Genomic DNA, 26,204 nt, shown 5'->3' with positions numbered 1-26,204 from the left:
CTGGGGTTTTTATTACTGCATGCGTAGCGCAGAGGGATCAGCCGTTCTGGCGGATACCGGCCACCAGCCAAGGCTGGTTCTCGCCCTGCGGACGTTCCATGTTCCAGCTTTCGCTGAACACTTCGCCCTGGTCGAAACGCGAGGTCTTCGACACACCGCTGAAGGTCAGGGTGGCGATGGTCTTGTCGGCACGGTCATCCACGCCATCCAGTTGTACCTGGAGGTTGTCGATGTAGGTCGACTGGAAGCCGTCGCCCAGGTCCGCGCGCTCACGCTTGAGGAAGTCGAGCATTTGCGGGGTCACGAACTCGGCAATCTTGTCCATTTCGTTGGCGTCCCAGTGCTGCTGCAGCGACTGGAAGTGACTACGAGCGGCGGCAAGAAAGTTCTGCTCATTGAACCAGGCTGGCGCATTGATCACCGGACGAGCGGCAACCGGAGCGGCGGAACCACCGAAGATCGAACCCATGGCTGCTGGCTTCTGTTCGAACACTTCACGCTGCATCGGCGCGCCGGCCGGAGCCAGATGCTCCTGCTGCTTGCGTCGACGGGCGGCGATGAAGCGGAAGATCACGAACGCGATCACGGCCATGATCAGGATGTCGAAGATCTGCATGCCCTGGAAGCCGCCGCCCATGAACATGGACGCGAGCAGGCCACCGGCGGCGATGCCGGCCAGAGGGCCGAGCCATTTCGACGCGCCACCGGCCTTGGCCGCAGCGCCTGCGGCACCGGCAGCACCCGCGGTCGCTGCTGCGCCGCCCATGCCTGGGGAAGAAGGAGCCATCTGGCTGGTCTGGTGCGTCGGCGCAGCGCCGGCGCTTTTGCCACCACCGAAGCGCTTGGCGTTGGCGTCGAGGCTCATCGTCAGGCCGATGCACAACGCCATGGCGATGCTAAGAAAACGTTTCATAAAGGGAATTCCCGTTTGTGGAGACACGCGCGCCATGTTGCACAGCTGAAGTGTTACTGGCTAGCGAGAGAGTGTTTCGGGCTTTTGCCTGACAGGTTACGTTCAGCTCGGTCGAGGCAATCAGGCCATGTACTTTTGTCTGTAGGAAAATTGGATAGGTTCAGTGAGAAATTGCTTAGCGCCGAAACGCCAGCATCACCACACCGGCCGTGATCAGGCCGATGCCGCCCCATTGGCGCAGGTCGAGTTTCTCACCCAGCAGGATCACGCCGAGCACCGCCACCAGCACCACGCTGAGCTTGTCCACCGGGGCGACCAGCGAGGCCGGGCCGACTTTCAGCGCGCGGAAGTAGCAAAGCCACGACGCGCCGGTACCCAGACCGGACAACAGCAGGAACAGATAGCTCTTGGCGGAAATCGATCCCAAGGACTGATATTGGCCCGTGGCGTACAAAATCAAGGCCAGACTGACCAGTACCACGATGGTGCGCAGCAGGGTGGCGAAGTCGGAATTGACGTTTTCGATACCGACTTTGGCGAAGATCGCGGTCAGTGCGGCGAAAGTCGCCGAGAGCAGGGCCCAGAATGTCCAGGAAGAAAAGAAGCCTGAGCCCATGAAAATGTCCTTGATAGATGAGCCAACACGAAGCCTTGCAGGAGTGAGCCTGCTCGCGATGAGGGCGTATCAGACAACAAATATATTGAATGATAAATCGCTATCGCGAGCAGGCTCACTCCTACAGAAAGCTATCGCGCAGGGCCGTCAGATCGCTTCCAGCTTGGCATACCCCAGCATCAGCCACTTGCTGCCTTCACTGAAATTCACCTGCACCCGCGCCTGTGCGCCGGCGCCCTCGAAGTTCAGGATCACGCCGTCGCCGAAGATCGAATGGCGCACGGCCTGACCGAGGCTGAAGCCGGTTTCCGGAATCTCGCTGCCGCTGAACAGGTTGCTGCCACTCATCGACTGGTTGCCGCCGAACGGTCGGCTGACGCTGTTCGACAGGCGTACTTCCTGAATCAGCCCCTTCGGCACTTCACGGACGAAACGCGAGACCTTGTTGTAGGTTTCGCTACCGTACAGGCGTCGGGTTTCAGCATAGGTCATCACCAGATTCTGCATGGCCCGAGTGATACCGACGTAGGCCAGCCGCCGCTCCTCTTCCAGACGCCCCGGTTCTTCCAGGCTCATCTTGTGCGGGAACAGGCCTTCTTCCATGCCCACCAGGAACACGTATGGGAATTCCAGGCCCTTGGCGCTGTGCAGGGTCATCAACTGAATGCTGTCTTCGTGTTCGTCGGCCTGAGTGTCGCCGGCTTCCAGCGAAGCGTGGCCGAGGAACGCTGCTAGTGGCGACAGCTCTTCGTCTTCTTCGGTGTTCTCGAAGTTGCGTGCGGCGCTGACCAGTTCCTCAAGGTTTTCTACCCGGGCCTGGCCTTTCTCGCCTTTTTCCGCTTCGTGATAGGCGATCAGCCCCGATTGCTCGATGACGGTCTGGGTCATCAGGTGCAGCGGCATCTCCATGCACTTGGCGGCGAGGTTTTCGATCAGCTCGATAAACGCACCCAGCGCACCGGCGGCACGACCGGTCAGGCCTTTGTTGGCCACCAGTTGGCGCATCGCTTCCCACATCGACACATCGCTGTGGCGTGCATGGTCACGAATCGCTTCGACGGTTTTTTCGCCAATGCCACGGGCCGGCACATTGATCACCCGCTCCAGCGCCGCATCGTTGCCGCGACCTTCGAGAAGGCGCAGGTAGGCCATGGCGTTCTTGATTTCCGCGCGCTCGAAGAAGCGCTGGCCGCCATAGATGCGGTAGGGAATGCGCTCGCGCAGCAACGCTTCTTCCAGAACGCGCGATTGGGCGTTGGAGCGGTAGAGAATCGCGATATCGCTGCGGGCAAGGCCGGTTTTCAGCGCGCTTTCGATAGTTTCGACAACGTAGCGTGCTTCGTCGTGTTCGTTGAACGCGGCATAGAGGTTGATCGCTTCGCCGTCGCCACCGTCGGTCCACAGCTCTTTGCCCAGACGGCCGGTGTTGTTGGCGATCAGGGCGTTGGCAGCCTTGAGGATGCCGGCGGTGGAGCGGTAGTTCTGCTCCAGGCGAATGGTCACCGAATCCGGGAAGTCGGACGAGTACTGATGAATATTCTCGATTTTCGCGCCGCGCCAGCCGTAGATCGACTGGTCGTCGTCGCCGACCACCATCAGGCTGTCGCCGCCCTTGCCCAGCAAACGCAACCACGCATACTGCACGGCGTTGGTGTCCTGGAACTCGTCCACCAGAATGTGCCGGAAGCGCTTCTGGTAGTGCGCCAACAGGCCTGGATGATCGCGCCACAGGTCGAGGGCGCGCAGCAGCAGCTCGGAGAAATCGATGACGCCGGCGCGCTGGCACGCAGCCTCGTAGGCCTCATAGATGCCGCGCATGGTGGCCAGGTACAAGTCGCCGCTGGCCTGAATGTGTTGTGGACGCAGACCTTCGTCTTTCTGCCCGTTGATGAACCACTGGGCCTGACGGGCCGGCCAGCGCTGTTCGTCCAGCCCCAGCTCGCGGATCACCCGCTTGACCAGGCGTTGCTGGTCGTCGCTGTCGAGAATCTGGAAGGTCTGGCTCAAGCCCGCTTCCTGCCAGTGCGCCCGTAAGAGGCGGTGCGCCAGGCCGTGGAAGGTGCCGACCCACATGCCGGCCGGGTTGATACCCAGCAACTGCTCGATGCGGTGACGCATCTCGGCAGCGGCCTTGTTGGTGAAAGTCACCGACAGAATGGAGTGGGGGGAGGCGTTTTCGACCTGGATCAACCAGGCGATACGGTGCACCAGCACTCGGGTTTTACCGGAGCCGGCACCGGCCAGGACCAACTGACGGCCAACGGGGGCCGCTACGGCCTGGCGTTGGGCATCGTTGAGGGAGTTCAGCAGAAGGGAGAGATCATCGCGCATCGGGGCATTCTAGGGTGCGCCGCAGGCCCGGGCAAACCGAGCTTTGCATTAGCCGATGAAAGTGCCGCCGATGACGACCGGTCGGTCACCGGCTACAGGCTTTGGCCCGCCTCGCTCTGCGGGTTTTGCCGGTGATCAGGCGGGGAAAAGTTTCGGTCAAATTATGATCCGGAGCAGTTTGGCAACGGGATCGGCTTGTGTATGCTCCATCCACGTTTCGGGCCCACGCTCACTCTTATAAGAACAAAAACATTGCAAAAGACCCTCAGCTCAGACCTGTCGGGCCCCTCTGTGGAACCCCGGGTCATCCGCAAGCATTACGCCACCGAAATGGCGGTTGAACGCACGCGTCTGCTCTATCAGGGCTCGCTGCTGCCCACGTTGTTCATGCTGCTCAATGGTCTGGTCTGCGCCGGTTTGCTCTGGAGTCCGCAGCGCTATTTTGTGGTCAGCGTCTGGCTGGTCTGGTTGTTGTCGCTGGTGGCGCTGCGGGTGATTCAGGTCGCCGCGTTCGATTCGGCGATCCCGGACCGTCAGGCCCAGGCGATCTGGTTCCGCATGTTCCTGCTCGGCTCGACCATGACCGGTCTGACCCTGGCCGGTGCCGGCATTGCGCTGGTTCCCGCTGACAACTTCATACAGCAAGCCTGGGTGTTCGGCCTGATCGGCGCCGCGACACTGTCGGCCAGTGTTGCCTACGCCGTCAGCCTGCCGGCGTTTCTGTCCTTTACCTTGCCGTGCCTGCTGCCGGCGATCGGTTACCTGTTCTGGGGTGGCGATGAACAGGCACGCGGCTGGGGCTGGCTGGGGCTGATCCTGCTCGGCTCGCTGAGTGTGGTGGCGTGGCAGGTCAATCGGCTGATTGATCGCGGGTTGTTGCGGCGCTTTCAGAATCAGCACCTGATCGAGCACCTGCAGCAGGCGCAGAGCCGCAGCGAGCAGCTCAATCAGGCGCTGGGCAACGAGGTCGAGCAACGGCGCTGTGCCGAAGGTGCATTGCGTGAAGCGCAGGTCGAGCTGGAAGACCGGGTGGCGCAGCGCAGCCGCGAACTGGACGTGGCCAACCAGGCACTGAGCAAAAGCGAGGCTCGGCTGGCTCTGGCCTTGAAGGCCAGCGAGCTGGGTCTGTGGGACTGGAACCTGCAAACCGACGAAGTCCATCACACGCAGATCCAGGAACTGTTCGGCCTGGCCCCGGAATACGTCACGGCGATCCTGCGCGATCTCAAGCCACGCCTGCACCCCGAGGACGTGCCGTCGCTCAAGCTGGCGCTGATCGAGCACCTGAAGGGGCGCACCGAGGACTATCAGATCGAATACCGCGTGCGTCACGGTGACGGTCATTGGGTGTGGATCGAGGATCGCGGGCGTGCGGTGGAGCGCAGTGAGAGTGGGCGGGTGGTGCGCATGGTCGGCACCCGGCGCGACATCAGCGCCAGCAAAAGCCTTGAAGAGCAGCAGCGACTGGCCGCCACGGTGTTCGAAGCCGCCAGCGAAGGCATCGTGATTCTTGACCCGAACTACGCGTTGATCGCGATCAATCAGGCGTTCAGCCGCGTCACCGGTTATGACATCGAAGACATGCTCGGGCGCAATGTCGTCGAACTGCCCTGCAGTCGTGACGCGCGGCGCCATTACGTCGCGATTCGTCATGCGCTGGAGCAACACGGCAGCTGGCAGGGCGAACTGGTGGAAACGCGCAAGAACGGCGAGCTGTATCCGCAGTGGCTACAACTCAACGCGGTGCGCGACAATCGTGGAAATGTCAGCCATATCGTTGGCTTCTTCGCCGATCTATCGGCGCGGCGAGAATCCGAAGAGCGCATGCGCTTCCTGACGCACTACGATGAACTGACAGGGCTGGCCAACCGCTCGCTGTTCCGTGAGCGCCTGCACGAAGCCCATCAGCGTGTGCGTCAGGGCGGACGGCGCAGTCTGGCGTTGCTGCATATCAATCTCGATCGCTTCAAGCTGCTCAACGACAGTCTTGGCCACGAAATCGCTGATCAGTTGCTGCAGAAAATCGCTCGGCGGCTGGTCAACGCGTTACCGGAGGCCGATACCATCGCCCGACTGTCTGGTGATGAATTTGCCGTGCTGTTCGATGCCTACGGCAACCTGTCGAGCCTGGCGCGGGTCGCCACGCGGTTGTCGAGCAAGCTGCGCCTGCCGTTGACGGTCGAAGGGCATGAGCTGGTGGTCAGCGCCTCGATGGGCATCAGCATGCTGCCGGACAACGCCCGGGAGATTTCCGCACTGGTCAGTCAGTCGAACATGGCCATGCAACATGCCAAGCACCTGGGCGGCAACAATTTCCAGTTCTATACCGACAGCCTGCAGGCCAGCACCCTTGAGCGTCTGCAGCTGGAAAACCAACTGCGCAAAGCCATCGAAGACAAACAGCTCAAGGTGTTCTACCAGCCGAAGCTGTGCCTGCAAACCGGGCGCCTGAATGCGGCGGAAGCGCTGGTGCGCTGGGATCATCCGAGCATGGGCCGGGTGCCGCCGGGGGACTTCATTGGCCTGGCCGAGGAAACCGGACTGATTGGCCCGATCGGCGAATTCGTGCTGCGTCAGGCTTGCTGGCAGGCGTGCGAATGGCAGCGTCAGGGGCTGGCGCCGATTCGGGTGTCGGTGAACCTGTCGGTGCATCAACTGCGTCAGGGCAAACTGGTCAGTCTGGTGCGGCAAGTGCTGGAAGAAACCGGGCTGGCGCCGCACTGCCTGGAACTGGAACTCACCGAAAGCCAGTTGCTCGACAGCGTCGAACACATCATCGCCACCTTTCAGCAGTTGCGCGATCTGGGCGTGAAGCTGGCGATCGATGATTTCGGCACCGGCTATTCGTCGCTGAGTTACCTCAAGCGCATTCCAGTGGATTACGTGAAGATCGATCAGGCGTTCATTCGTGGTCTGGGGCAGGGCAGTGTGGATGCGGCGATCACTCGGGCGATCATTGCCATGGCCCACGGGCTGTCATTGAAAGTGGTGGCCGAAGGGGTCGAGCGATCCGAGCAGCTGGAATTTTTACGCGCCGAGCGCTGTGACGAAGTGCAGGGTTATCTGATCAGCCGCCCGGTGGAGGCCGACCGTCTGGCCGGGCTGTTGCGCGAACAGGAAAAACTGCTTTAAGGGCTACATGCACCCCATCGCGCCTGATATGGGGACATGGAGTTACGCATTGAGCAGGCAAAAAGCCAATTCGTGTAGTATAACTACAAGCGTGCTACATCCTTGCCCATAAGAAGAGTCCAGCCCCTTGAATCTGCTGCAACACATCGCCCAGTCACGTCACCTGTTACGCAAGTCGGAGCTCAAGGTCGCCGACCACGTGCTGCTTGACCCTGCGGCCGTGATGCACAGTTCCATGGCCGACCTGGCCCACAGCGTCGGCATCAGTGAGCCGACCATCGTGCGTTTTTGCCGGGCCATCGGCTGCTCCGGGTTTCAGGATCTCAAGCTCAAGCTGGCGCAAAGCCTGGCCGCCGGTGCCAGCTTCGGCCAGTTCGCGATCCACGAAGACGACTCGGTCGCCGACTACAGCCTGAAGATTTTCGACACCACGTTGCACACGTTGATGGAGGTTCGCGAGAAGCTCGATCCGGTGGAATTGCAACGCGCGGTGACGCTGATGTCCCAGGCGCAGCGCGTCGAGTTCTACGGCTTTGGCGCGTCGGGCGCGGTGGCGGCGGATGCGCAGCACAAGTTTTTCCGTTTGCTGCTGACCGCGGCGGCGTACTCCGATCCGCATATGCAGGCGATGTCGGCCGTGACGCTGAAACCGACCGACGTCGCGATCTGCATTTCCCAGTCCGGGCGCTCGAAGGATCTGCTGATCACCGCCAATCTTGTTCGCGAGAGCGGCGCTTCGCTGATCACCCTGTGCCCGAGCCAGACACCGCTGGCTGAGTTGTCGACCGTCAACCTGGCGATCGATGTGCACGAAGACACTGAAATCTACACACCGTTGACCTCGCGCATAGCGCATCTGGTGGTGATCGACGTGCTGGCGATGGGCGTGGCGATGGCGCGCGGGCCGAGCCTGGTCAATCACCTGAAGAGCGTGAAGCGCAGTCTGCGCAGCTTGCGCTTGTCACCCAAGGCCGTGAAAGCGCTGGATGATTGAGATCAAAAGATCGCAGCCTTCGGCAGCTCCTACAGATGAGCGTGATTCCCTGTAGGAGCTGCCGAAGGCTGCGATCTTTGCTTTTGGGCGCAAACGTTCATCTGCCTGTCATCCCCGCGCAGCCAAACCGTCATCCCCCGCGCCTATCGTGAAACTCCCGTACTCGCCCTGGGAGACTCGAAATGGCTCAGCCCTACGAAGAACGCAACAGCGCCGCGAAAACCCGTCGTCAACAGGAAGACCAGCGCCGCATGGAATTCCGTCGCGCCATCGAAGATCGCTTCGAACTCCGCCAGCTTCAGAGCGAAATCAGCGATTTTCCCGCGGACATCGAACTCAACTACTGGCAGGCCGCACCGGCAGCTTCCCGTCGAAGCGCTCAACCAGCGCGCTGATCTGCACCCGTTCGTTGCGGATAAACGCCAGGAAGGCGTGCGCCACCGGTGACAGCCGCTTGGCCTTGGCTTGCACCAGGCACCAACTGCGAAACAGCGGCAATTCTTCGACCGGCAGCTCGACCAGGCCGCCGGTCGCCAGCTCCAGGTTCAGGGCGTGGCGCGTCAACAGCGCCAGGCCCAGACCCGCCACCACGCATTCACGCTGGGCCTCGGCAGACGCCACTTCCTGAGTCTGAGTGAAGTGCACGCGTTTCTCTTTGAAGTACTCCTCGCACGCCAGTCGCGTGCCCGAACCCGGTTCGCGGATCAGCAGCGTGTAGGGTTCAAGATCCTGCAGGCGTAGCGGCCCCATATGCGCCAGCGGATGGTCCGGGCGTGCCACGGCGACAATCGGATTGTTCAGAAACGGCAGAAACTCCAGGCCCATGTCCTGCGGCACCATCGACATGATCACCAGATCATCGCGGTTGTCCGAGAGGCGACGAATCACCTGGCCGCGATTGACCACCGTCAGTTGCAGGTTCACTTCCGGGTGCTGGCGCTTGAAGGCGGCGAACAGGTGCGGCACGAAGTATTTGGCGCTGGATTCCACCGCCAGTTTCAGCTGACCTTGCAGCGAGCCCTGCATGTCCGACAGCTGCATGTCGAGGTTTTCCAGGCGGCCGAAGATGTCCCGGCTTGCCCGCTGCAGGGCCTCGGCGGCCTCGGTCATGTAGAGTTTTTTGCCGACATAATCGAATAATGGCTGGCCGATCAGCTCTTCCAGCTGACGAATCTGTAGGCTGACGGCCGGTTGTGTGAGAGACATTTCTTCAGCTGCACGGCTGTAGGAACGCAAATCACACACTTCGTTGAAAATCTGCAACTGGCGTAATGTCATACGCATCAAGGACTTACGCATTTCTTATAGGCTCTGACGGCAGGCTGATGGTTTAACTATAAGTCTTTGCTTATGCCTGACCCAATTTTTATTCATTTTTGTTAATCCCTTGCGAGCGCTAGTGTGGGGCTGCGACTAAATTGAAACATTTAGTCACGCGTCGACCTGGGTCTAGCAGGTCGTGGTGCCACCGGCTCAAGGGAACCTCCAAGTGATAACAAAGATCCTGATCGCCAACCGTGGTGAGATTGCCGTACGAATCGTGCGAGCCTGCGCCGAGATGGGCATTCGCTCGGTTGCGATTTTTTCCGACGCCGACCGCCATGCCTTGCATGTGAAGCGTGCGGACGAAGCTCACAGCATCGGTGCCGAGCCTCTGGCCGGTTACCTGAACCCGCGCAAGCTGGTGAACCTGGCGGTGGAAACCGGTTGCGATGCCCTGCACCCCGGTTACGGCTTCCTTTCGGAAAACGCTGAGCTGGCAGAAATCTGCGCCGAACGCGGCATCAAATTCATCGGCCCGTCGGCGGAAGTCATTCGCCGCATGGGCGACAAGACCGAAGCCCGGCGCAGCATGATCAAGGCCGGCGTACCGGTCACCCCGGGCACCGAAGGCAACGTCTCCGGTATCGAAGAAGCACTGGCCGAAGGCGACCGCATCGGTTACCCGGTCATGCTCAAGGCCACCTCCGGTGGTGGCGGGCGCGGCATCCGTCGCTGCAACAGCCGCGAAGAGCTCGAACAGAATTTCCCTCGGGTGATTTCCGAAGCAACCAAGGCTTTCGGTTCGGCGGAAGTGTTCCTGGAAAAATGCATCGTTAATCCCAAACACATCGAAGCGCAGATCCTCGGCGACAGCTTTGGCAACGTCGTGCATCTGTTCGAGCGTGACTGCTCGATCCAGCGCCGCAACCAGAAGCTGATCGAGATCGCCCCGAGCCCGCAACTGACCCCGGAACAGCGCGCCTACATCGGCGACCTGTCGGTGCGCGCAGCCAAAGCCGTGGGTTACGAGAACGCCGGTACTGTGGAGTTCCTGCTCGCCGAGGGCGAGGTGTACTTCATGGAGATGAACACCCGGGTGCAGGTGGAACACACCATCACCGAAGAAATCACCGGGATCGACATCGTTCGCGAACAGATCCGCATCGCCTCCGGCCTGCCGCTGTCGGTGAAACAGGAAGACATTCAGCACCGTGGCTTCGCGCTGCAGTTCCGGATCAACGCCGAAGACCCGAAGAACAATTTCCTGCCGAGCTTCGGCAAGATCACCCGCTACTACGCTCCCGGCGGTCCGGGCGTGCGCACCGACACGGCGATCTACACCGGTTACACCATTCCGCCGTTCTACGACTCGATGTGCCTGAAACTGGTGGTCTGGGCGTTGACCTGGGAAGAGGCCATGGACCGTGGCCTGCGCGCCCTCGACGACATGCGCCTGCAAGGCGTGAAGACCACTGCCGCGTATTACCAGGAAATCCTGCGCAATCCGGAATTCCGTAGCGGCCAGTTCAATACCAGCTTCGTTGAAAGCCATCCTGAACTGACCAACTACTCGATCAAGCGCAAACCCGAAGAGCTGGCCCTGGCCATCGCCGCCGCCATCGCCGCCCACGCAGGCCTATAAATGCAGCTGCGAGCTTTCAGCTACAAGCTTCAAGTGAAACCGACTCGGTTTTTTCTTGCGACTCGTAGCTTGAAGCTTGCCGCTATGAGGAGATACCAATGACTAAGAAGATCTTCGTAACCGACACCATCCTGCGCGACGCTCACCAATCGCTGCTCGCTACCCGCATGCGTACCGAAGACATGCTGCCGATCTGCGACAAGCTCGACAAAGTCGGCTACTGGTCGCTGGAATGCTGGGGCGGTGCGACGTTCGATGCCTGCGTGCGCTTTCTGAAAGAAGACCCGTGGGAGCGCCTGCGCCAGCTGCGCGCCGCACTGCCCAACACCCGACTGCAAATGCTCCTGCGTGGGCAGAACCTGCTGGGCTATCGCCACTACAGCGACGACGTGGTCAAAGCCTTCGTCGCCAAGGCTGCGGTGAATGGCATCGACGTGTTCCGCATCTTCGACGCGATGAACGACGTGCGTAACCTGCGCGTGGCGATCGAAGCGGTGAAGGCCTCCGGCAAACACGCCCAGGGCACCATCGCCTACACCACCAGCCCGGTGCACACCATCGACGCCTTTGTGGCGCAGGCCAAGCAGATGGAAGCCATGGGTTGCGACTCGGTGGCGATCAAGGACATGGCCGGTCTGCTGACGCCGTACGCCACCGGTGAACTGGTCCGCGCATTGAAAGCCGAGCAGTCGCTGCCGGTGTTCATCCATTCCCATGACACGGCCGGTCTGGCGACCATGTGCCAGCTCAAGGCTATCGAAAACGGCGCCGACCACATCGACACCGCGATCTCCAGCTTCGCCTCGGGCACCAGCCATCCGGGTACCGAGTCGATGGTTGCTGCGCTCAAGGGCACCGAGTACGACACCGGTCTGAACCTGGAGCTGCTGCAGGAAATCGGCCTTTACTTCTACGCCGTGCGCAAGAAGTACCACCAGTTCGAAAGCGAGTTCACCGCCGTTGACACCCGTGTGCAAGTCAATCAGGTGCCGGGCGGGATGATCTCCAACCTCGCCAACCAGTTGAAAGAGCAGGGCGCGTTGAACCGCATGGCCGAAGTGCTGGCGGAAATCCCGCGGGTGCGTGAAGACCTCGGCTTCCCGCCACTGGTAACCCCGACGTCGCAGATCGTCGGCACCCAGGCGTTCTTCAACGTGCTGGCCGGCGAGCGCTACAAGACCATCACCAACGAGGTGAAACTGTACCTGCAGGGCGGTTACGGCAAAGCGCCAGGCGTGGTGAACGAGAAGCTGCGCCGTCAGGCCATCGGCAGTGAAGAAGTGATCGATGTGCGTCCGGCCGATCTGCTCAAGCCGGAAATGACCAAACTGCGTGCCGACATCGGCGCACTGGCCAAGTCCGAAGAAGACGTGCTGACCTTTGCCATGTTCCCGGACATCGGTCGCAAGTTCCTCGAAGAGCGTGCCGCCGGCACCCTCGTTCCGGAAGTGCTGTTGCCGATCCCTGAGGCTGGTGGCGTGACGAAAGTTGGCGGCGAAGGCGTGCCGACCGAGTTCGTCATCGACGTCCACGGCGAGACCTATCGCGTCGACATCACCGGTGTCGGTGTGAAGGCCGAAGGCAAGCGTCATTTCTACCTGTCCATCGACGGCATGCCGGAAGAAGTGGTGTTCGAACCGCTCAACGAATTCGTCGGCGGTGGCAGCAGCAAGCGCAAGCAAGCATCGGCACCGGGCCACGTCAGCACCACCATGCCAGGCAACATCGTCGATGTCCTGGTCAAGGAGGGCGACACCGTCAAGGCCGGTCAGGCTGTGCTGATCACCGAAGCGATGAAGATGGAAACCGAAGTCCAGGCAGCGATTGCCGGCAAGGTTATCGCCATTCATGTCGCCAAGGGTGACCGGGTCAATCCGGGCGAAATCCTGATCGAGATCGAAGGCTGAGATAATCGCCACGATTCAACGTTTTAAACCTCGGGGGGGCATGTGCTCCCCTTTTTTTTGCGCGCTATGCGCTTCTCTTTGTAGGAGCTGCCGCAGGCTGCGATCTTTTGACTTTGCTTTTGAAGATCAAAAGATCGCAGCCTGCGGCAGCTCCTACACCAGGTGTTGGCTCAGAACGCCATGCGCCACTGGCCCGTCACGCCGTAGCTGCGGCTGTCGTTGCCAGCCTCGCCGGTGAGGCCAACGCCCAAGGTGTTGCGGGCAGACAGAGTCAGATCCAGGCCCGCATCCAGCGTAAAGCTGTTGCGATCCATCTCGGCTCCGGTGACTTCAAAGTTTTTGCCTCCCTTGACCAGGTGCTGACGTGTTGCGTTGTCGAGATCGCCGTAGGTGTGTTTCACGCTGGCACTGAGACGCGGCGTCAGTTGCATGCCGTTGGACAGATGACTGGTTTTCGCCAGGCGCAGGCCAACGATACTGTTTGGGTTTGCTCGGGTCTGACCCTCGACCTTCAGTGCTGCATCGCCACCTTTCTCGGTGTAAGCATCTCGTTGGTAGCGCTGATAACCGAGGTTGACGAACGGTTCGATGCTGACATTGCCACGGCCCAGGTTGTAGCCGACTTCGGCAAAGAGCTGCTGGGTGTTGGCGTCGTAGTTGCTCTTGAGCCGGTCGCTGAACGCGTTGAAATCAACATGACGTTTGCTGCTGCCATTGTGACTGCCATAGGCCGCGCCTAGACGCAGGGCAAACGGCCCATCCTGGCGCACGGCATAAGCACCGAGATGCCAGCTGTCGAGATCGCCGTCGAACTGCCGGGCATCGAACCGGGTTTGCGCTTTGGCACCCATCAGGCCGATATGCCATTGCTCGCCGAATTGCCAGTCGGAACCCAGTACCAACCCCTGGGTGGAATGTTTCAGGATGCTGTCGAAATCACGATCAACCTCGCCGCCATGCCCCAGAGCTTGCAGCCAGACCCGTCCGGAACCTTCGCCGCCCGCCGCCAGACGCGGCGCATTTCTTGAATCCTGCGCACCCTTGCGGTTGTCCAGCTGGTGCATGGCCGAGAGCATGCTGGCGCTGACTGGATTAACGCTGCTCAGTGTGGCTTTGGCGAGATTGGCGTTGCTGCCGGCAGCGAGTTGCTCGAGTGCCGCGCTGGCCGTTGGCTTGCTGGCGCCGATCAGGGCAACGACAGCCGCGTTGGCTGCGGTAGAAGGGTTTATGACTTTTGCAGGCTGACTGGATGGCTCAGGCTTTTGAGGTTGCTGAGGTTGCTGAGGTTGCTGAGGTTGCTGAGGTTGCTGAGGTTGCTGAGGTTGCTGAGGTTGCTGAGGTTGCTGAGGTTGCTGAGGTTGCTGAGATGGTTGGTGTTGTTGAGTCTGGGCGGGGGGCTCGTCAATGCTTTCAGCGAACGACTGGCTGTTTGCCGTGGTCGCGAAACTTTCAAGTGGTACATCGTTACGAGTGTAGAGCAAGCCAACTCGCTGTTCTTCGTACTGCAGCGTGGGGGTCATGAATGCCAGATCGTTCTCGACCGATGCGAACTGTCCCTCGACTTTCCCGGCCTCAAGGATGGCGTGGTGGCTGCTTAGGGGGTAATCACCGGTGGTGACCAGTTTAAGGGTGGCGTCTGCCAGATGGGCTGTGCCTTTGACGACCAGGGTCTGGCTATTGCCGGAGGCATCCACCGCGTAGGCCACTACGGCGGTACGGGACAGATTGAGGTCTCCCAGCACTTGGGGGGCGCCATACACCTCGTCGAGGGTCATGCGCCCGTTTACGTTCAAATGATTGACCAAACCAGCCCCGGCGAAGTGGCCGTTCTCCTGAACATTCACAATGCCGTGGATGACGCCCAGATTGGTCAGATCGCCACCAGATGAAACGGTGGCGCCGCTGCCAATTGCACCTTTGTTGACCAATATGCCGTCGGTCAAGGCAGTACCGGAAATGTCCCCTTCGTTGACCAGCAACGCCTTGGGATGAATCAGCACGCCGAGACTGAAATCACTCGGCCCGCTGCGTGTCCATTTGCCCCGCCTGACCTCCAGCCCGTCGAAGTTCCGGGTTTCATCGAGCGCTCCTTTTTTGTCCGCATCGAGTTGCAGCAGGTTGGTACCCCCACCACCATCGACCCGTCCGGCGAAACTCCCTCGGGCCTGTACTGTGACGAGGTCATTGCGTTCATCGAGTGCCAGGGATACGCCGTCCTGCGCCTTGTAACCCTTGTTGATCCTGTGCGTAACGGTCTCCGGATGATGAATGAAAGCGTCGACGGCTGACTTGAGTGCTTCGGGCGTTGCGAGCGTAAAGTCTTGAACGTCGACCGGCATCTCTTGGGCCATGGACAGGTCTGCGCAACCCAGCGCCAGTGAAATGGCCAGAGCCAGATGTTTAGGTCGATAGTGAAATTGAACGGGCATCGAGTTCAGCCTCTCTTGGAAGGAGGCCAAACTCTAAGTTGGCGCCGGGCGACACCGATGTCAGCTGGATCGCACACGGTTGCAGGCGACGTCGGATTGAACAGCGGAAAACGACGACCTGGCGCAGAATTGCGAAATACTTCCTACCGGCCCGTCGCCCTTTCCTACAAGTGACGTTGTCGCTGCACAGGCTCGGGGTATGAACGACTGAAGCGCGCCCGAGGGCAGCCGATCACCTCAACGGCGATGCGCGTAGGCCTTGCCGTAATGGCGCTCCATTCGCGCCTGAATCAATTCCAGGCCGATCGACATCAGCCAGTAAATGATCGCCGCCGTGGTCAGCATCTCGATGTAGCGGTAGCTCGAACGCCCGTAGGACTGGGCCAGGAACATCACTTCCCACACGCCCATCACCGAGATCAGTGACGAGTCTTTGAGCATCGAGATGAACTGGTTGGTGGTCGGCGGGATGATGGTGCGCATGGCCTGGGGCAGGGTGATCCGCCAGAAAATCACACTCTCGCGCATCCCCAGCGCCAGTGAGGCTTCGCGCTGACCATAGGGCACGCCGAGGATGCCGGCGCGGAAGATCTCGCTGAGGTACGCGCCATAGTTCAGAGACAGGGCAATGATCCCGGCTACCACCGCACCGGGCACGACGCCCAGTTGCGGCAGGCCGAGGTAGATCAGCAGGATCTGGATCAGCAGCGGTGTGCCGCGGAAGAACGAGGTGTAGAAACTGGCGATGCCGAATGCCACGGCGCTTTTCGACAGGCGCGCCAGGGCCGTGATGAAGCCCAGCAATGACGAGGCGACAATCGCGCAGGCACATAGAAACAGAGTCAGCGCCGCGCCCTGCAAAAAGCCGTTGGGCGCCAGGTGCACGCCGAGCAGGTTCGGCAGCTTGTCGAGGATGATCGAGAGCTTCAGATCGAAGCTCAGGAAAAAACTGGCGAACAGGCTGAACATCGCCGCCCACGTCAGGTACAGGCGCGTGCGGAAACCAAACAGCCGTTGCAGGCGCGATTCAGCTACCGGTAGGGGCGGTTGTGGAGGTGTCGGGAAGGCAGTCATTGGCTGATATCGGTGCCGATCCATTTTTGCGACAGCTTGCTCAGCGTGCCGTCCTGCTTGAGTTGCGCAAACACCTCGCGCACCTTGGCGTCCCACTGCGCGTCACCCTTTTCGATGGCGACCGAGTTGGGCTCCGCGTACAGCGGCTCGCCGGCCAGTTTGAAACGTTTGTCCTGATTCAGGCGCGGTTGCGCGGTGACCAGATTGGTGAGGATGGCATCCAGACGCACACCGGCACCCAGGCCCAGGTCCTGGAAGGCGACGTTGTCGGTATCGTACGGGGCGATCTGCACGTCCTCGAACGGGTACTCCAGGCGCGTGTCTTCGGCGCCTTCGATGACCAGGTTCTTGTTCAGATAACTTTCATAGCTGGAGGCGCTGGTCAGACCGACTTTCTTGCCGCTCAGATCCTTGGCGCCGTGGATGCGATCGTCCTTGGCGTTGACCACGATCACCGCTGGCGAGGCGTAGTACTCGACCGGAAAATCGAACACTTCGGCGCGTGCCTTGCTGGGCGTCATGGAGCAGATGCAGATGTCATAGCGTCCGCTCCAGCGGCCAGCCGCAATGACGTCCCAGGATGGCGTTTCGAGGCGCAGCTTGACCCCCAGCTTGTCAGCGACGGCTTTGGCGACATCCACATCGAAACCGTCGAGCTGGTTCTGCTCATTGAGAAACGAGAACGGTGGATAGCTTTCCATCAGCACACCGACCAGTTCTTTTTTCTGCTCGACGCGATCGAGTGTGGCGCCACCGAAGGCTTGGGTGGAGGCGGCCAGAATCGTCAGGCCCAGGGCCAGTAGCGGTTGAAGTTTCACAGTCGATACCTGAAAAAAGGGGTTGTTATTAACCGGATGGTGCGTATTAAATAGTTATAAGAACTACTCCGGTAGTGAGTTATTTTCATAAGCATATGAGCGAATCGCATATGGGCACAGCAACGGTAATTCTTGATGGCGGCATGGGCCGTGAATTGCAGCGCGCAGGGGCACCGTTTCGGCAACCCGAGTGGTCGGCGCTGGCCTTGATCGAGGCGCCGCAAGCGGTCGAAGCGGTGCACGCTGCCTACATCGCCAGCGGCGCCAATGTGATCACCAGCAACAGCTATGCGGTGGTACCGTTTCACATCGGCGCAGCGCGGTTTGCCGCTGAAGGTGAGGCACTGGCGGCATTGGCCGGGGAGCTGGCGCAGCGTGCAGTACAGGCGTCGGGCAAGGCGGTGCGGGTGGCCGGTTCGTTGCCGCCGCTGTTTGGTTCCTATCGCCCGGACCTGTTCGAGGCGGCGCGGGTGAACGAATTGCTGGCGCCACTGGTGAGCGGCCTGGCGCCCCATGTCGACTTGTGGCTGGCGGAAACCCAGAGTTCGATCATCGAGGCGCGATCCATCCGCGCGGGTCTGCCAAAGGACGGCAAGCCGTTCTGGCTGTCGTTTACGCTGAAGGATGAAGACACCGACGATGTACCGCGTCTGCGTTCCGGTGAGCCGGTGGCCGAAGCGGCGGCCGTGGCGGCCGAGTTGGGCGTCGAGACGCTGCTGTTCAACTGCAGTCAGCCGGAAGTGATCGGTGCCGCGATTGACGCGGCGCGTGACACCTTCGAACGCCTGGGGGTGAAGATCCACATCGGCGCGTACGCCAATGCGTTTCCGCCGCAACCCAAAGAAGCGACGGCCAACGATGGCCTCGACCCGTTGCGTGACGATCTGGATCCGCCGGGGTATCTGCATTGGGCGCAGGACTGGCAGCAGCGTGGTGCCAGCCACTTGGGCGGCTGCTGCGGCATCGGCCCGGAACACATCGCGGTGCTGGCGCAGAAGCTGGTGTAAATAAAGATCAAGAGATCGCAGCCTGCGGCAGCTCCTACAGGGTGAGGAGTTGCCGCAGGCTGCGATTTTCTACGTTTACAGACTCAGGAACGGCACTCGACCAATCCTTTCACCTGCCCGGTCGGTGTCTGGTTTTCATCGCTCAACCACTGCTCGAACCCCGCCGCAATCGCCGGCCATTCCGAATCCAGGATCGAATACCACGCGGTATCGCGGTTCTGACCCTTGACCACCATGTGCTGGCGGAACACGCCTTCGAAGCTGAAACCCAGGCGCTCGGCGGCGTATTTGGAGCGGGCGTTGCCGTTGTTGCATTTCCATTCCAGGCGACGGTAGCCCAGCGCGAAGGCGTATTTGGCGAGCAGGTACACCGCTTCAGTGCTTTTCGGTGAGCGTTGCATCGGCGCGCCGAAGGTGACGTGGCCGATTTCGATGCGGCCGTGAGCCGGGACAATCGACATCAGGCTGAGAATGCCCTGCACCTGACCCGTGGCGCGGTCGACGATGCTGAAGAAATACGGATCGCTGCTGGCCGCATGGTTGTTCAGCCAGTCATTGAAAACGCTGCGCTGCGGGAACGGGCCGTAGGGCAAATAGTCCCAGAGTTTCGGGTCGGCACCTGGGCCTTGGAGGACGTTGAACAGCTCGTCGCCATGGCGTGCCGGGTCGAGTCGTTCCAGGCGGATGAAGCGGCCTTCGAACAAGGTGGCAGTGGGGGCGGGGACGCCTTTCCAGTCGGCAAGTGAAGTGGTCATGTACGCGGCTCCTTAAATGGCTTTGCGAAACTGGATGAATCCGGGGCGTTCGGCGATGCGCTCGTAGAGCTGGATCGCGGTTGCGTTGCTCTCGTGGGTCAGCCAGTGGACCTTGCAGCAGCCATCAGCCTTGGCGGTGGCGTAGACGTGCTCGATCAGCAGACGCCCGACGCCGGTGCCACGGGTTTGCGGCTCGACCAGCAGATCCTGCAGGTAGCAGGAATTTTCGATGCTCCAGTTCGAGCGGTGATAAATGAAATGGACCATGCCCACGGCTTTGCCATCGGCCCAGGCGAGGGCGGCGTGGGTCGGTTCGCTCGTATCGAGGAAACGCTGCCAGGTACTGTGTGTGACGGCCTGCGGTAACTCGGTGTTGTAAAAGCGCAGGTAGGCCTGCCACAACGGCAACCAGGCGGCGTGATCACCGGCAGTCACCGGGCGGATCTGGATCTGACTCATGCTATTTCCTTAACGCATCAAGTGGGCGAGGGTCTGGTCGTTGATGTCGGGGCTGGCGGACAGGCCTTCACGCACGCCGGCGATGTCTTCGGCGCTGCGGTTCTGGCTGAGCTTGCGCTTACCCTCGAGGCGATCGATGGGAATGGCAAAACCGACGATGGCCTTGAGCATGCCGTCGATGTAGTCGGCGGGCGCGTCGTCGACCTTCCACGGTTGCGCGCGACCGGCTTCGTGGCGATCGGTGAGCGTGCTGACGATGTCGAGCAGGCGTCCGCCATCGCTGAAGGTTTCGGCGTGACCGTAGGCGTGCACGGCGACATAGTTCCAGGTCGGCACGACTTTGCCGTGCTCAGCCTTGCTCGGATAAAACCCGGGGCTGACGTAGGCGTCCGGGCCGGCAAAGATCAGCAGGGCTTCGGCGCCGTCGCGCAAATCTTTCCACTGCGCATTGGCTTTGGCCAGATGCCCGTACAACGTGCCGTTCTGGCCTTGTTCGCGATGCAGCAGCACCGGCACATGGCTGGCCTGCAGGCCGCTTTCACCGTGGGTCACGAGAATGGCGAGGCGGGTGGCGAGGATCAGTTCGTGCAGTTGGGACAACTCGTCGATGGCAAAAGCGCGTGGCGTGTACATGGAGAGATTTTCCTTGGCGAATGCCTGCATCCTAGGCAGGCTATTGGACTGTTGTAAGAGCCATTGATGACCAATTTCATAGGTCCATTGCCATGCCCGAATCGCTCACGCTGTCCATGCCGTTCAATCCGGCGGGAATCGAACTCGACCGCCGTCAGGGCTTGAGCCGGCAGCTTTACCAGGCGTTGCGTTTGCGCGTACTGGACGGACGTCTTGCCAGTGGCACGCGGTTGCCGGCCAGCCGCGATCTGGCGGCGGCGCTGGCGATCTCGCGCAACAGCGTGGTGCGCGCCTACGATCAGTTGTACGCCGAAGGCTTTATCGAAGGCCGGGTCGGCGACGGCACTTACGTTGCGCAATTGCCGCAGGCGGTGTTGCCGGCGAAAAAACTATCCACAAAAGTATCCACAGGGTTTTCAACAGGCTTACCCACAGCCTTATCCACAAATTGGCTGGATTTACCTGTGGATCCATCCAGCAAAGTTATCCACAGCGACGCGCTGACCCGGGTCAAAAACAATCATTTGGCCCGTCCGCCCAGTGGTCCGCCCCGGGCGTTTCGGGTCGGTGTTCCGGCCTTCGATCTGTTCCCTTTCGACGTCTGGGCCAAGCTGAATGCGGCTTTCTGGCGCAAACCGGATTTGCAGCAGCTGTGTTATGGCGACCCGGCCGGCGATGCGCGGTTGCGGGGGATGATCGCGGCCTATTTGCGCAGCTCCCGTGGCATGCAGTGCACGGCTGAGCAAATTGTGATCACCAGTGGCGCGCAGCAGGGGATTAGCCTTTGTGCACAGTTGCTGGTGGAGCCGGGCGACGGAGTAGCGATCGAGAATCCAGGCTACCGCGCTGCCGGTCATGCCTTCGCCGTGGCCGGTGCCCGGTTGCACGGAGTGGCAGTGGACAGCGAGGGCATCGACTGCCAGCAATTGGCCGGGCTCAGCGATTGCCGTCTCACTTATGTCACGCCATCCCACCAGTACCCGACGGGCGTGGTGATGAGTCTGGCGCGACGGCTCGAACTGCTGGCCTGGGCCGAGCGTACGCAAGGCTGGATCGTCGAGGATGATTACGATGGCGAGTACCGCTACAGCGGTGCTCCGTTGGCGCCTTTGGCCGCGCTCGATCGACAGGGGCGGGTGCTGTATGTCGGCACGTTCGGCAAGGTCGCGTTCCCGGCGTTGCGCCTGGGGTATCTGGTGCTGCCGCCGGGGTTGGTGGATGCGTTTGCCCAGCGGCGTGCTGTGGATGTGCGGCATTCCGAAGTCAGCACCCAGGCCGTGATGGCGGAGTTCATGGCCGCCGGGCATTTTCAACGACATATCCGGCGCATGCGGCGAGCCGCCCTGAGTCGCCGCAATACCTTGCTCAGTGGCTGGCCAATGGAGGTTCCCGGGGTCGGCCCGCTGCCGACAGTCGCTGCCGGCCTGCACCTGACGGTACCGGTCGACAGCATCGCCCGTGAGCAGGCGTTGATTGAACAGGCTGCCAGCGTCGATGTGGAGATCAATGGCCTGAGCAGCTATTGGCTACCCGACTCGACCACCGCGCCTGATCGACGCGCCGGACTGGTGATGGGGTTTGCCGCTGTGCCCGAAAAAGCCATCGAGTCTGCACTGGCGCGCCTGCGCACGGCCTGGCGCGTTGGTTGAAGCGGGTCGTTGGCGACCCGCCCGGATAATGACCTCAGCGACTGACTTCAAGTTTGAAGAACAGCGCCGGATCACTGATGCGCCGCAGGACATAGTCGATCGGCGCCAAGTCAGTCAGGACGTTTTGGCGTTCGGCACTGAACTGCTGCAGATGGGCGTCGGCGATTTTCAGATGCGCAGCCGTGAAGGCCTCCAGCGGCGCTTGCAGGGAGTCGTAGTGAAAGTGTGCCAACCACAAAGGCTTATCGGCGGTGTCGAGAATCCGATACTCCTGAAAATAGTCCCGACGCTTTTTGGTCCTGATTCGCCCCTGCCGGTTTTTCTCGATGCGCACCTGATGATTGTCCAATAGCCATTGCAGGTACGCCTGGCGTGGCTGGCGCTCCTTGAGCAGGCTGGCACGGACACTGATGCCCTCGGCGCGCAAGCGCTCGGCGGCACTTCGCAGCTCCGTCGGCAGGCTGCCCACCGGGAAGCGCGAGCTGCCGCTGTCACGCTCCCGTGCCAGCACCTGCTGGACATCTTGTGCGGCCTGTTCAAGGCGCTGTGCCTGCTGATCAAACAGGTCCTGCATGTCGGCCGGGATGCGATTGGGTCTGAACGCGTCCTTTCGCGTCTGATCGATGAAGCTCTGCACGTTTTCGTTCAGTGTCTGGCCATTGTCGATCGTGTCGGTATCGTTCAGCAGTGGCTGGGCGGCGGGACGGGGCCGTGACGGCAGGATGTCGTGGAACGCCTGCTCGGTGGAGGTCGAAGCCTTGGCGGGCGCGGGATCACGGGGACGGCTCTTGGTGACCTTCATTGCCGGACGGGAAGGACCCGCGACGGCCGGTTTCGGCGCGGCGGGCGCGGGGATGTCCGGGGTCTCGGGCAACAATTGATCTAACTGATCCTGCGCCAGTTGCCGGAATTCGCCGATCAGTCCGCGCACTCGATCGATCTCGAGCGGTTCGACCTTGCCGGGGTATTGATCTGCAAGATCCTTGAAGCGCTGATCGGTATCTGCATAGACATCGAGCAGCCCGCTGAGGGTGTCGATGCGTCCGGTCAGCGGTTCACCGCCCTCGGGCGCCTTGAGCAGTCCAGCATGCCGATGGGCGGCGGACGCGGCGTCGATAATCAACTGACCCACGGCGTCGCGCTGTGAGGCATCGACGCTGGCTGCACCCCGCAGGCACAGCTCATGGGACATGCCGACTTCGTTGGCCTTCAAGTCCCAGGCGGTGAAGGCCGGCAACAAGTCGCGCAGGGGTTTTGCTGCGGTGATGCCGGCGCTGCCGGTGGCTTCCAGATCCACCAGCGAGGTTTGCGACAATTGCAGGCGAGCGACCATGTCCTGGCTCAGTTTCAGCGTCTGCTTGACCGTCTCGATGTGCGCCTGCAACGCTGCAGCCTTCTCGATGACGCTGTTCCCGCTCAGCTTCTGATTGAATTTGGCATAGGCATTACGCTGAAGAGCGAACCACAGGCAGAGGTTTTTCTGCAGGTGGGTGGTCATGCGCAACAAGTCATGAAAGTAGCCGTCGCTGCCACCCTTCTGGCGCCACTCCTGAAGGTTGTTCAACGCCTGCTGGTAATCCGTGATGAGTTTTTCCACTTGGGTGAGGTATTGCCGGGTTGCCTGCTCGTGCGCCGTTCCGGTGGCGGCCAGCATTTTCTCCTGAGCGGTTTTCAAGGCGTCGTTGCCAATGGACTCCTGGCGTTTGAAGGTGTTTAGTTTGGCTTCCAGTTGTTTGCGTTGTTGCTCCTTCACCCAACGTTGCGCGCGCAACTGACTTTGCAGGCTCTTGCCGCCGGCTCCACCGCGCAGGCGCAGACGGGTATCGACAAACCATTTTCCTTGGCTGTCATGGGTCAGTAGCGGCCCTGTTTCTGGAGGATTGCCCGGGAATTCGATCTGGATCTGCTGATCGTCATTTTCGATGACGCCGTACCAGTGCTCACCGACTTGCGCGTACAGATGATCATCGCGGCGATACACCGGCGCAGTGCCGAAGAGGATTTTTTCCAGGTCCGATTCTGTCGGATCGATAGGCGTCACGCTCGCCTTCAGCAGGTAGGCGGTCAATGCCTCGGTCGTACGGCGAGGAACGGAGCCGCGTACTTCCAGAGAGGAGTAATGGCTGGACGGCAGTTCTCCGCTCAGCGCCGTGGGGTCGCGAGTCACGCTGGGCGCCGCTGGCTGAACGGCAGCAGGCACAGTGGCGGGCGATTCGCGCTCAGCCGGGTATGGCGCCGGGCGGCGGCCGCTCTGGCGCCGAACGGCCGCGCGGTGGGCGAGAAGCAGCCCCAGGTTCAGCAGCATATCGCCGATCGCGTCCCATTCAGCGAGCTTGTCACCTCGTTGACGCGCCTGCAGCGCTTGTTCGACCTCACTGATGCCTTGCCAGATCCAGAGCGCGGCGCCGGCCGGGCCGCTGAGGAAATTCGCGGCGACGCTGAACAGTGCCCAGCCGCTGTCGCGCAGCAGTGCCCAGCGCCGTTCAGCGTTGGACTGTGATTGCCGGTCGGCAAACTCGGCCATGGTCTGGGCATGGGTCTTGAACAGGATGCCGAATACATCGCCATGCAGCGCTTTTGAGGAAAGCTGAACCGGGCCGGCCCAGTCCACACTCGTCCACGGTTCGGAAAGCATTTGCGCGCTCGTCCACGGACTGGGCAGGCCGACGGGGAACGTGTATTGGGCGTATTTGAAACTGAGGGTCGAGTCCGGTAACCAGGCCAGGACCGAATCCCTTAATTCCCCCGGATGATGCAGGGCGTACACAAGGTTTTGCGCAGACGGAAATTGCAACAACGGCTGATCGAACAGAGGGCGATACAGCAGGCACGGCCCGCTTTCAGCCTGGCGTGGGCCGATGACGAACATGTTGGTCACCGTGTCGCCTTCGGTGTCCCCGTTGCGTATGAACGTCAGCGGACGAACGACTATTGGTTGGGCGTGGCCGGGTGTCGGTTTGAGCCATTCGCGAATATACGCATAGCCGCGTTCATCAATGCCGCCGATACGGCGGATCTTGCACTCCAGAGCGATCAGCGGAAGCAGGGCATGCAGTTGGCGCAGGTAGAAGTATTTCTGTATGGCTCCCTGGATTGGATCGTTGATCAGTTTGTCCTTGATCAACTGAGGGTAGGTTTGGCCGATGTCGACTTTTTTCGCCATTTGCGTCAGGTAGGCGACGTCCAGCCAGTCGGGAACAGGCTGCGGCGGTTTGAAGCGCAGCGTAGCCTCATAGGGCGGTGAATTCTGCAGTGCGAACTCGCCCAGGGTTTCGGTATGACTGTCGAGCGGGTTGGGCAGCGTCAAGCCACCGGATTCGAAACTGTTGGTGATGGTGATCTCGAACGAATCCAGGGGTAACCGGGTAGCGGATGGCTGGTCGGCAAGAATCGCTTCGCGCATTCGCTGCTGGGCGAAAGTGTCGATGGCGGGCAGGTGATACAGGTTTTTATTGATGTGCTTGTACAGCTTGCCCAGGGCACTGACGGATCGGCTGTATTGATCCATGTCGGCAGCCGTGGCGCCGGCCAGCCATTCGGGCATGGCTTCATCGAGGGTCGCGAAGGTGTCTTTTTCCTCGGTGCCGGGATATTGCGCAAGTTCGGACAGGGAACTGCCGGTATCGGTTTCGCGGGCGACGGATTCGCGGGTGATTTCGGCGATTGCATCGAGTTGGCTGGCGATCAGCGCCCAGGCCATATGGTCGAAGAAATTGCCCTCGGGTTCGAACAGTCGCCACTTCATGCTGCGTCCATCCAGGCGTTCTTCGAGGCGTTCGAGCAACGCCGCGCCCAATGCCTCCAGAGACGCGAACGATTCATAGCCGTCCAAGGTGTACATCATCACCAGGTCGCGTTCGCGATAACGGCCGGTCAGTACCGCAACACCGCCGACAGTCAGATGCCGGGCCTTGCCTGCGGCGTCGACCGTGTCGATATCGATGAGCTGAACCTTGATCTCTGACAGCGTCGGCTGCTGGCTGTCCCGTTGTTGTTTGTCGGGATACTGCGAGACGGCCCGGGCGACATGGCACTGATCTGCATCCCAGCCGCTGACACTTTGTACATCCAGGGATTTGCGCAGTGCATCGGCCAGTTCCTGCCAGCGCGGCGCCTTGTGTCCGTTGCTGTTCCAGAAGGCCAGTTGGCGCTCGCGAAAGGCCACGAACAGCAGCGGCGAGTAGTCATTGAGCATCGTGGCGATGGCTTCGATGCTGATGTCCAGATGCACCACGGGAGACGCCTGCGGATCCGCTGTCAGGAAGTGCTCGCCCTCCAGGTAATTGGCGTCGGTGTCGGAAAAAAAAAGGCGCACCAGGGCCTGGGTCAATGATTCGAAAGTCATCGGCAGCGCCCGGAGCTTGCCCTCGGCCCATTGCCAGCGGGGTGTGCCGATCAGTGTGAGATCAGGGTCCAGAGCCCGATCCGGGAATTGTTTTTTCAAGGCATTGCGCAGCATACGAGCGGCGACTTCATCGACGGTAGGGCCTTGGTTGTCGTGCTGCACAATCAGATTGTTTTTCAGTTGTATGGGCACGCGAAGGTTGTCGGTATGTTCGGTCATCGTCCTCTTCCTTTTTGA

At 60.9% G+C, this 26,204-nt stretch carries 18 protein-coding genes; 7 read left to right on the top strand and 11 right to left on the bottom strand.

Annotated elements, in window-relative coordinates; genetic code table 11:
* Positions 1–37 precede the first annotated feature (37 nt).
* The 3 genes from NN484_RS06525 to uvrD form a co-directional block, all read right to left on the bottom strand.
* On the bottom strand, positions 38–913 hold the full coding sequence (locus NN484_RS06525; RefSeq protein WP_007962237.1) for a Tim44 domain-containing protein: 876 nt from the start codon (positions 911–913) through the stop codon (positions 38–40).
* 175 nt (positions 914–1,088) lie between these two features.
* On the bottom strand, positions 1,089–1,529 hold the full coding sequence (locus NN484_RS06520) for an EamA family transporter (protein WP_016984014.1): 441 nt from the start codon (positions 1,527–1,529) through the stop codon (positions 1,089–1,091).
* A gap of 147 nt (positions 1,530–1,676) precedes the next feature.
* Positions 1,677–3,860 carry a DNA helicase II gene (uvrD, locus tag NN484_RS06515; RefSeq protein WP_127649569.1) on the bottom strand — a complete coding sequence of 728 codons (2,184 nt, stop codon included), beginning with the start codon at positions 3,858–3,860 and terminating at the stop codon, positions 1,677–1,679.
* Positions 3,861–4,061: 201 nt separating this feature from the next.
* On the opposite strand from uvrD, the gene NN484_RS06510 reads away from it, so the two are divergent.
* The 3 genes from NN484_RS06510 to NN484_RS06500 all read left to right on the top strand — a co-directional run bounded on the left by NN484_RS06510 (position 4,062) and on the right by NN484_RS06500 (position 8,381).
* A complete protein-coding gene (locus NN484_RS06510; RefSeq protein ID WP_215500499.1) occupies positions 4,062–6,992 on the top strand; it encodes a putative bifunctional diguanylate cyclase/phosphodiesterase in 2,931 nt (976 codons plus the stop codon).
* 127 nt (positions 6,993–7,119) lie between these two features.
* Positions 7,120–7,986 (top strand): transcriptional regulator HexR, encoded by an 867-nt coding sequence (gene hexR, locus NN484_RS06505; protein ID WP_007962240.1) that lies wholly within the window; start codon positions 7,120–7,122, stop codon positions 7,984–7,986.
* 182 nt (positions 7,987–8,168) lie between these two features.
* Entirely contained in the window at positions 8,169–8,381 is a 213-nt protein-coding gene (locus NN484_RS06500; protein ID WP_215500500.1) for a PA3496 family putative envelope integrity protein, read from the top strand.
* Here NN484_RS06500 and NN484_RS06495 read toward each other — a convergent pair.
* Entirely contained in the window at positions 8,323–9,285 is a 963-nt protein-coding gene (locus NN484_RS06495; protein WP_127649572.1) for a LysR family transcriptional regulator, read from the bottom strand. The two genes, NN484_RS06500 and NN484_RS06495, sit on opposite strands and share 59 nt — an antisense overlap.
* A gap of 190 nt (positions 9,286–9,475) precedes the next feature.
* On the opposite strand from NN484_RS06495, the gene NN484_RS06490 reads away from it, so the two are divergent.
* Together NN484_RS06490 and oadA are read left to right on the top strand one after the other, a co-directional pair.
* Positions 9,476–10,891 (top strand): acetyl-CoA carboxylase biotin carboxylase subunit, encoded by a 1,416-nt coding sequence (locus NN484_RS06490; RefSeq protein WP_090287702.1) that lies wholly within the window; start codon positions 9,476–9,478, stop codon positions 10,889–10,891.
* Positions 10,892–10,989: 98 nt separating this feature from the next.
* Positions 10,990–12,798 (top strand): sodium-extruding oxaloacetate decarboxylase subunit alpha, encoded by a 1,809-nt coding sequence (oadA, locus tag NN484_RS06485; RefSeq protein ID WP_127649573.1) that lies wholly within the window; start codon positions 10,990–10,992, stop codon positions 12,796–12,798.
* A 170-nt stretch (positions 12,799–12,968) separates the two neighbouring features.
* Here the strand turns inward: oadA and NN484_RS06480 are convergent, their stop codons facing one another.
* The 3 genes from NN484_RS06480 to NN484_RS06470 form a co-directional block, all read right to left on the bottom strand.
* The gene (locus NN484_RS06480; RefSeq protein ID WP_274658758.1) at positions 12,969–15,227 is read right to left on the bottom strand and encodes an autotransporter outer membrane beta-barrel domain-containing protein; all 2,259 of its coding nucleotides are present in this window, start codon (positions 15,225–15,227) and stop codon (positions 12,969–12,971) included.
* A gap of 237 nt (positions 15,228–15,464) precedes the next feature.
* Entirely contained in the window at positions 15,465–16,301 is an 837-nt protein-coding gene (locus NN484_RS06475; protein WP_127649574.1) for an amino acid ABC transporter permease, read from the bottom strand.
* Entirely contained in the window at positions 16,298–17,119 is an 822-nt protein-coding gene (locus NN484_RS06470) for an ABC transporter substrate-binding protein (RefSeq protein WP_274658757.1), read from the bottom strand. The genes NN484_RS06475 and NN484_RS06470 overlap by 4 nt, the downstream gene beginning before the upstream one ends.
* Positions 17,120–17,229: 110 nt before the next feature.
* Here NN484_RS06470 and NN484_RS06465 point away from each other — a divergent pair, with 110 nt between their 5' ends.
* Positions 17,230–18,126: a homocysteine S-methyltransferase family protein gene (locus tag NN484_RS06465; RefSeq protein ID WP_127649576.1), complete on the top strand. Its 897-nt coding sequence runs from the start codon at positions 17,230–17,232 to the stop codon at positions 18,124–18,126.
* Between the two features lie 83 nt (positions 18,127–18,209).
* Here the strand turns inward: NN484_RS06465 and NN484_RS06460 are convergent, their stop codons facing one another.
* The 3 genes from NN484_RS06460 to NN484_RS06450 are packed head-to-tail and all read right to left on the bottom strand — an operon-like array spanning position 18,210 to position 19,973.
* Positions 18,210–18,881, bottom strand: a complete 672-nt coding sequence (locus NN484_RS06460; RefSeq protein WP_127649577.1) for a GNAT family N-acetyltransferase — start codon at positions 18,879–18,881, stop codon at positions 18,210–18,212.
* A 12-nt stretch (positions 18,882–18,893) separates the two neighbouring features.
* A complete protein-coding gene (locus NN484_RS06455) occupies positions 18,894–19,340 on the bottom strand; it encodes a GNAT family N-acetyltransferase (protein WP_127649578.1) in 447 nt (148 codons plus the stop codon).
* Positions 19,341–19,349: 9 nt separating this feature from the next.
* Positions 19,350–19,973: an FMN-binding negative transcriptional regulator gene (locus NN484_RS06450; protein ID WP_127649579.1), complete on the bottom strand. Its 624-nt coding sequence runs from the start codon at positions 19,971–19,973 to the stop codon at positions 19,350–19,352.
* Between the two features lie 92 nt (positions 19,974–20,065).
* Here NN484_RS06450 and pdxR point away from each other — a divergent pair, with 92 nt between their 5' ends.
* Positions 20,066–21,622 carry a MocR-like pyridoxine biosynthesis transcription factor PdxR gene (gene pdxR, locus NN484_RS06445; protein WP_274658755.1) on the top strand — a complete coding sequence of 519 codons (1,557 nt, stop codon included), beginning with the start codon at positions 20,066–20,068 and terminating at the stop codon, positions 21,620–21,622.
* Between the two features lie 34 nt (positions 21,623–21,656).
* On the opposite strand, the gene NN484_RS06440 is transcribed toward pdxR, so the two are convergent.
* Positions 21,657–26,186 (bottom strand): hypothetical protein, encoded by a 4,530-nt coding sequence (locus tag NN484_RS06440; RefSeq protein ID WP_274658754.1) that lies wholly within the window; start codon positions 26,184–26,186, stop codon positions 21,657–21,659.
* Positions 26,187–26,204: the final 18 nt, after the last annotated feature.

Source organism: Pseudomonas serboccidentalis (assembly GCF_028830055.1).
Classification (GTDB): domain Bacteria; phylum Pseudomonadota; class Gammaproteobacteria; order Pseudomonadales; family Pseudomonadaceae; genus Aquipseudomonas; species Aquipseudomonas serboccidentalis.
Note: the sequence above shows the minus strand (reverse complement) of the source record. Positions and strands in the feature narration are given on the sequence as shown.

Excerpts from the sequence above, each read along its gene's own strand:
- NN484_RS06465 (WP_127649576.1), top strand. The coding sequence starts at position 17,230 with ATGGGCACAGCAACGGTAATTCTTGATGGCGGCATGGGCCGTGAATTG.
- NN484_RS06480 (WP_274658758.1), bottom strand. The coding sequence starts at position 15,227 with ATGCCCGTTCAATTTCACTATCGACCTAAACATCTGGCTCTGGCCATT.
- uvrD (WP_127649569.1), bottom strand. The coding sequence starts at position 3,860 with ATGCGCGATGATCTCTCCCTTCTGCTGAACTCCCTCAACGATGCCCAA.
- NN484_RS06440 (WP_274658754.1), bottom strand. The coding sequence starts at position 26,186 with ATGACCGAACATACCGACAACCTTCGCGTGCCCATACAACTGAAAAAC.
- NN484_RS06455 (WP_127649578.1), bottom strand. The coding sequence starts at position 19,340 with ATGAGTCAGATCCAGATCCGCCCGGTGACTGCCGGTGATCACGCCGCC.
- NN484_RS06520 (WP_016984014.1), bottom strand. The coding sequence starts at position 1,529 with ATGGGCTCAGGCTTCTTTTCTTCCTGGACATTCTGGGCCCTGCTCTCG.
- NN484_RS06525 (WP_007962237.1), bottom strand. The coding sequence starts at position 913 with ATGAAACGTTTTCTTAGCATCGCCATGGCGTTGTGCATCGGCCTGACG.
- NN484_RS06495 (WP_127649572.1), bottom strand. The coding sequence starts at position 9,285 with ATGCGTAAGTCCTTGATGCGTATGACATTACGCCAGTTGCAGATTTTC.
- pdxR (WP_274658755.1), top strand. The coding sequence starts at position 20,066 with ATGCCCGAATCGCTCACGCTGTCCATGCCGTTCAATCCGGCGGGAATC.
- NN484_RS06460 (WP_127649577.1), bottom strand. The coding sequence starts at position 18,881 with ATGACCACTTCACTTGCCGACTGGAAAGGCGTCCCCGCCCCCACTGCC.
- oadA (WP_127649573.1), top strand. The coding sequence starts at position 10,990 with ATGACTAAGAAGATCTTCGTAACCGACACCATCCTGCGCGACGCTCAC.
- NN484_RS06500 (WP_215500500.1), top strand. The coding sequence starts at position 8,169 with ATGGCTCAGCCCTACGAAGAACGCAACAGCGCCGCGAAAACCCGTCGT.
- NN484_RS06450 (WP_127649579.1), bottom strand. The coding sequence starts at position 19,973 with ATGTACACGCCACGCGCTTTTGCCATCGACGAGTTGTCCCAACTGCAC.
- NN484_RS06510 (WP_215500499.1), top strand. The coding sequence starts at position 4,062 with ATGCTCCATCCACGTTTCGGGCCCACGCTCACTCTTATAAGAACAAAA.
- NN484_RS06475 (WP_127649574.1), bottom strand. The coding sequence starts at position 16,301 with ATGACTGCCTTCCCGACACCTCCACAACCGCCCCTACCGGTAGCTGAA.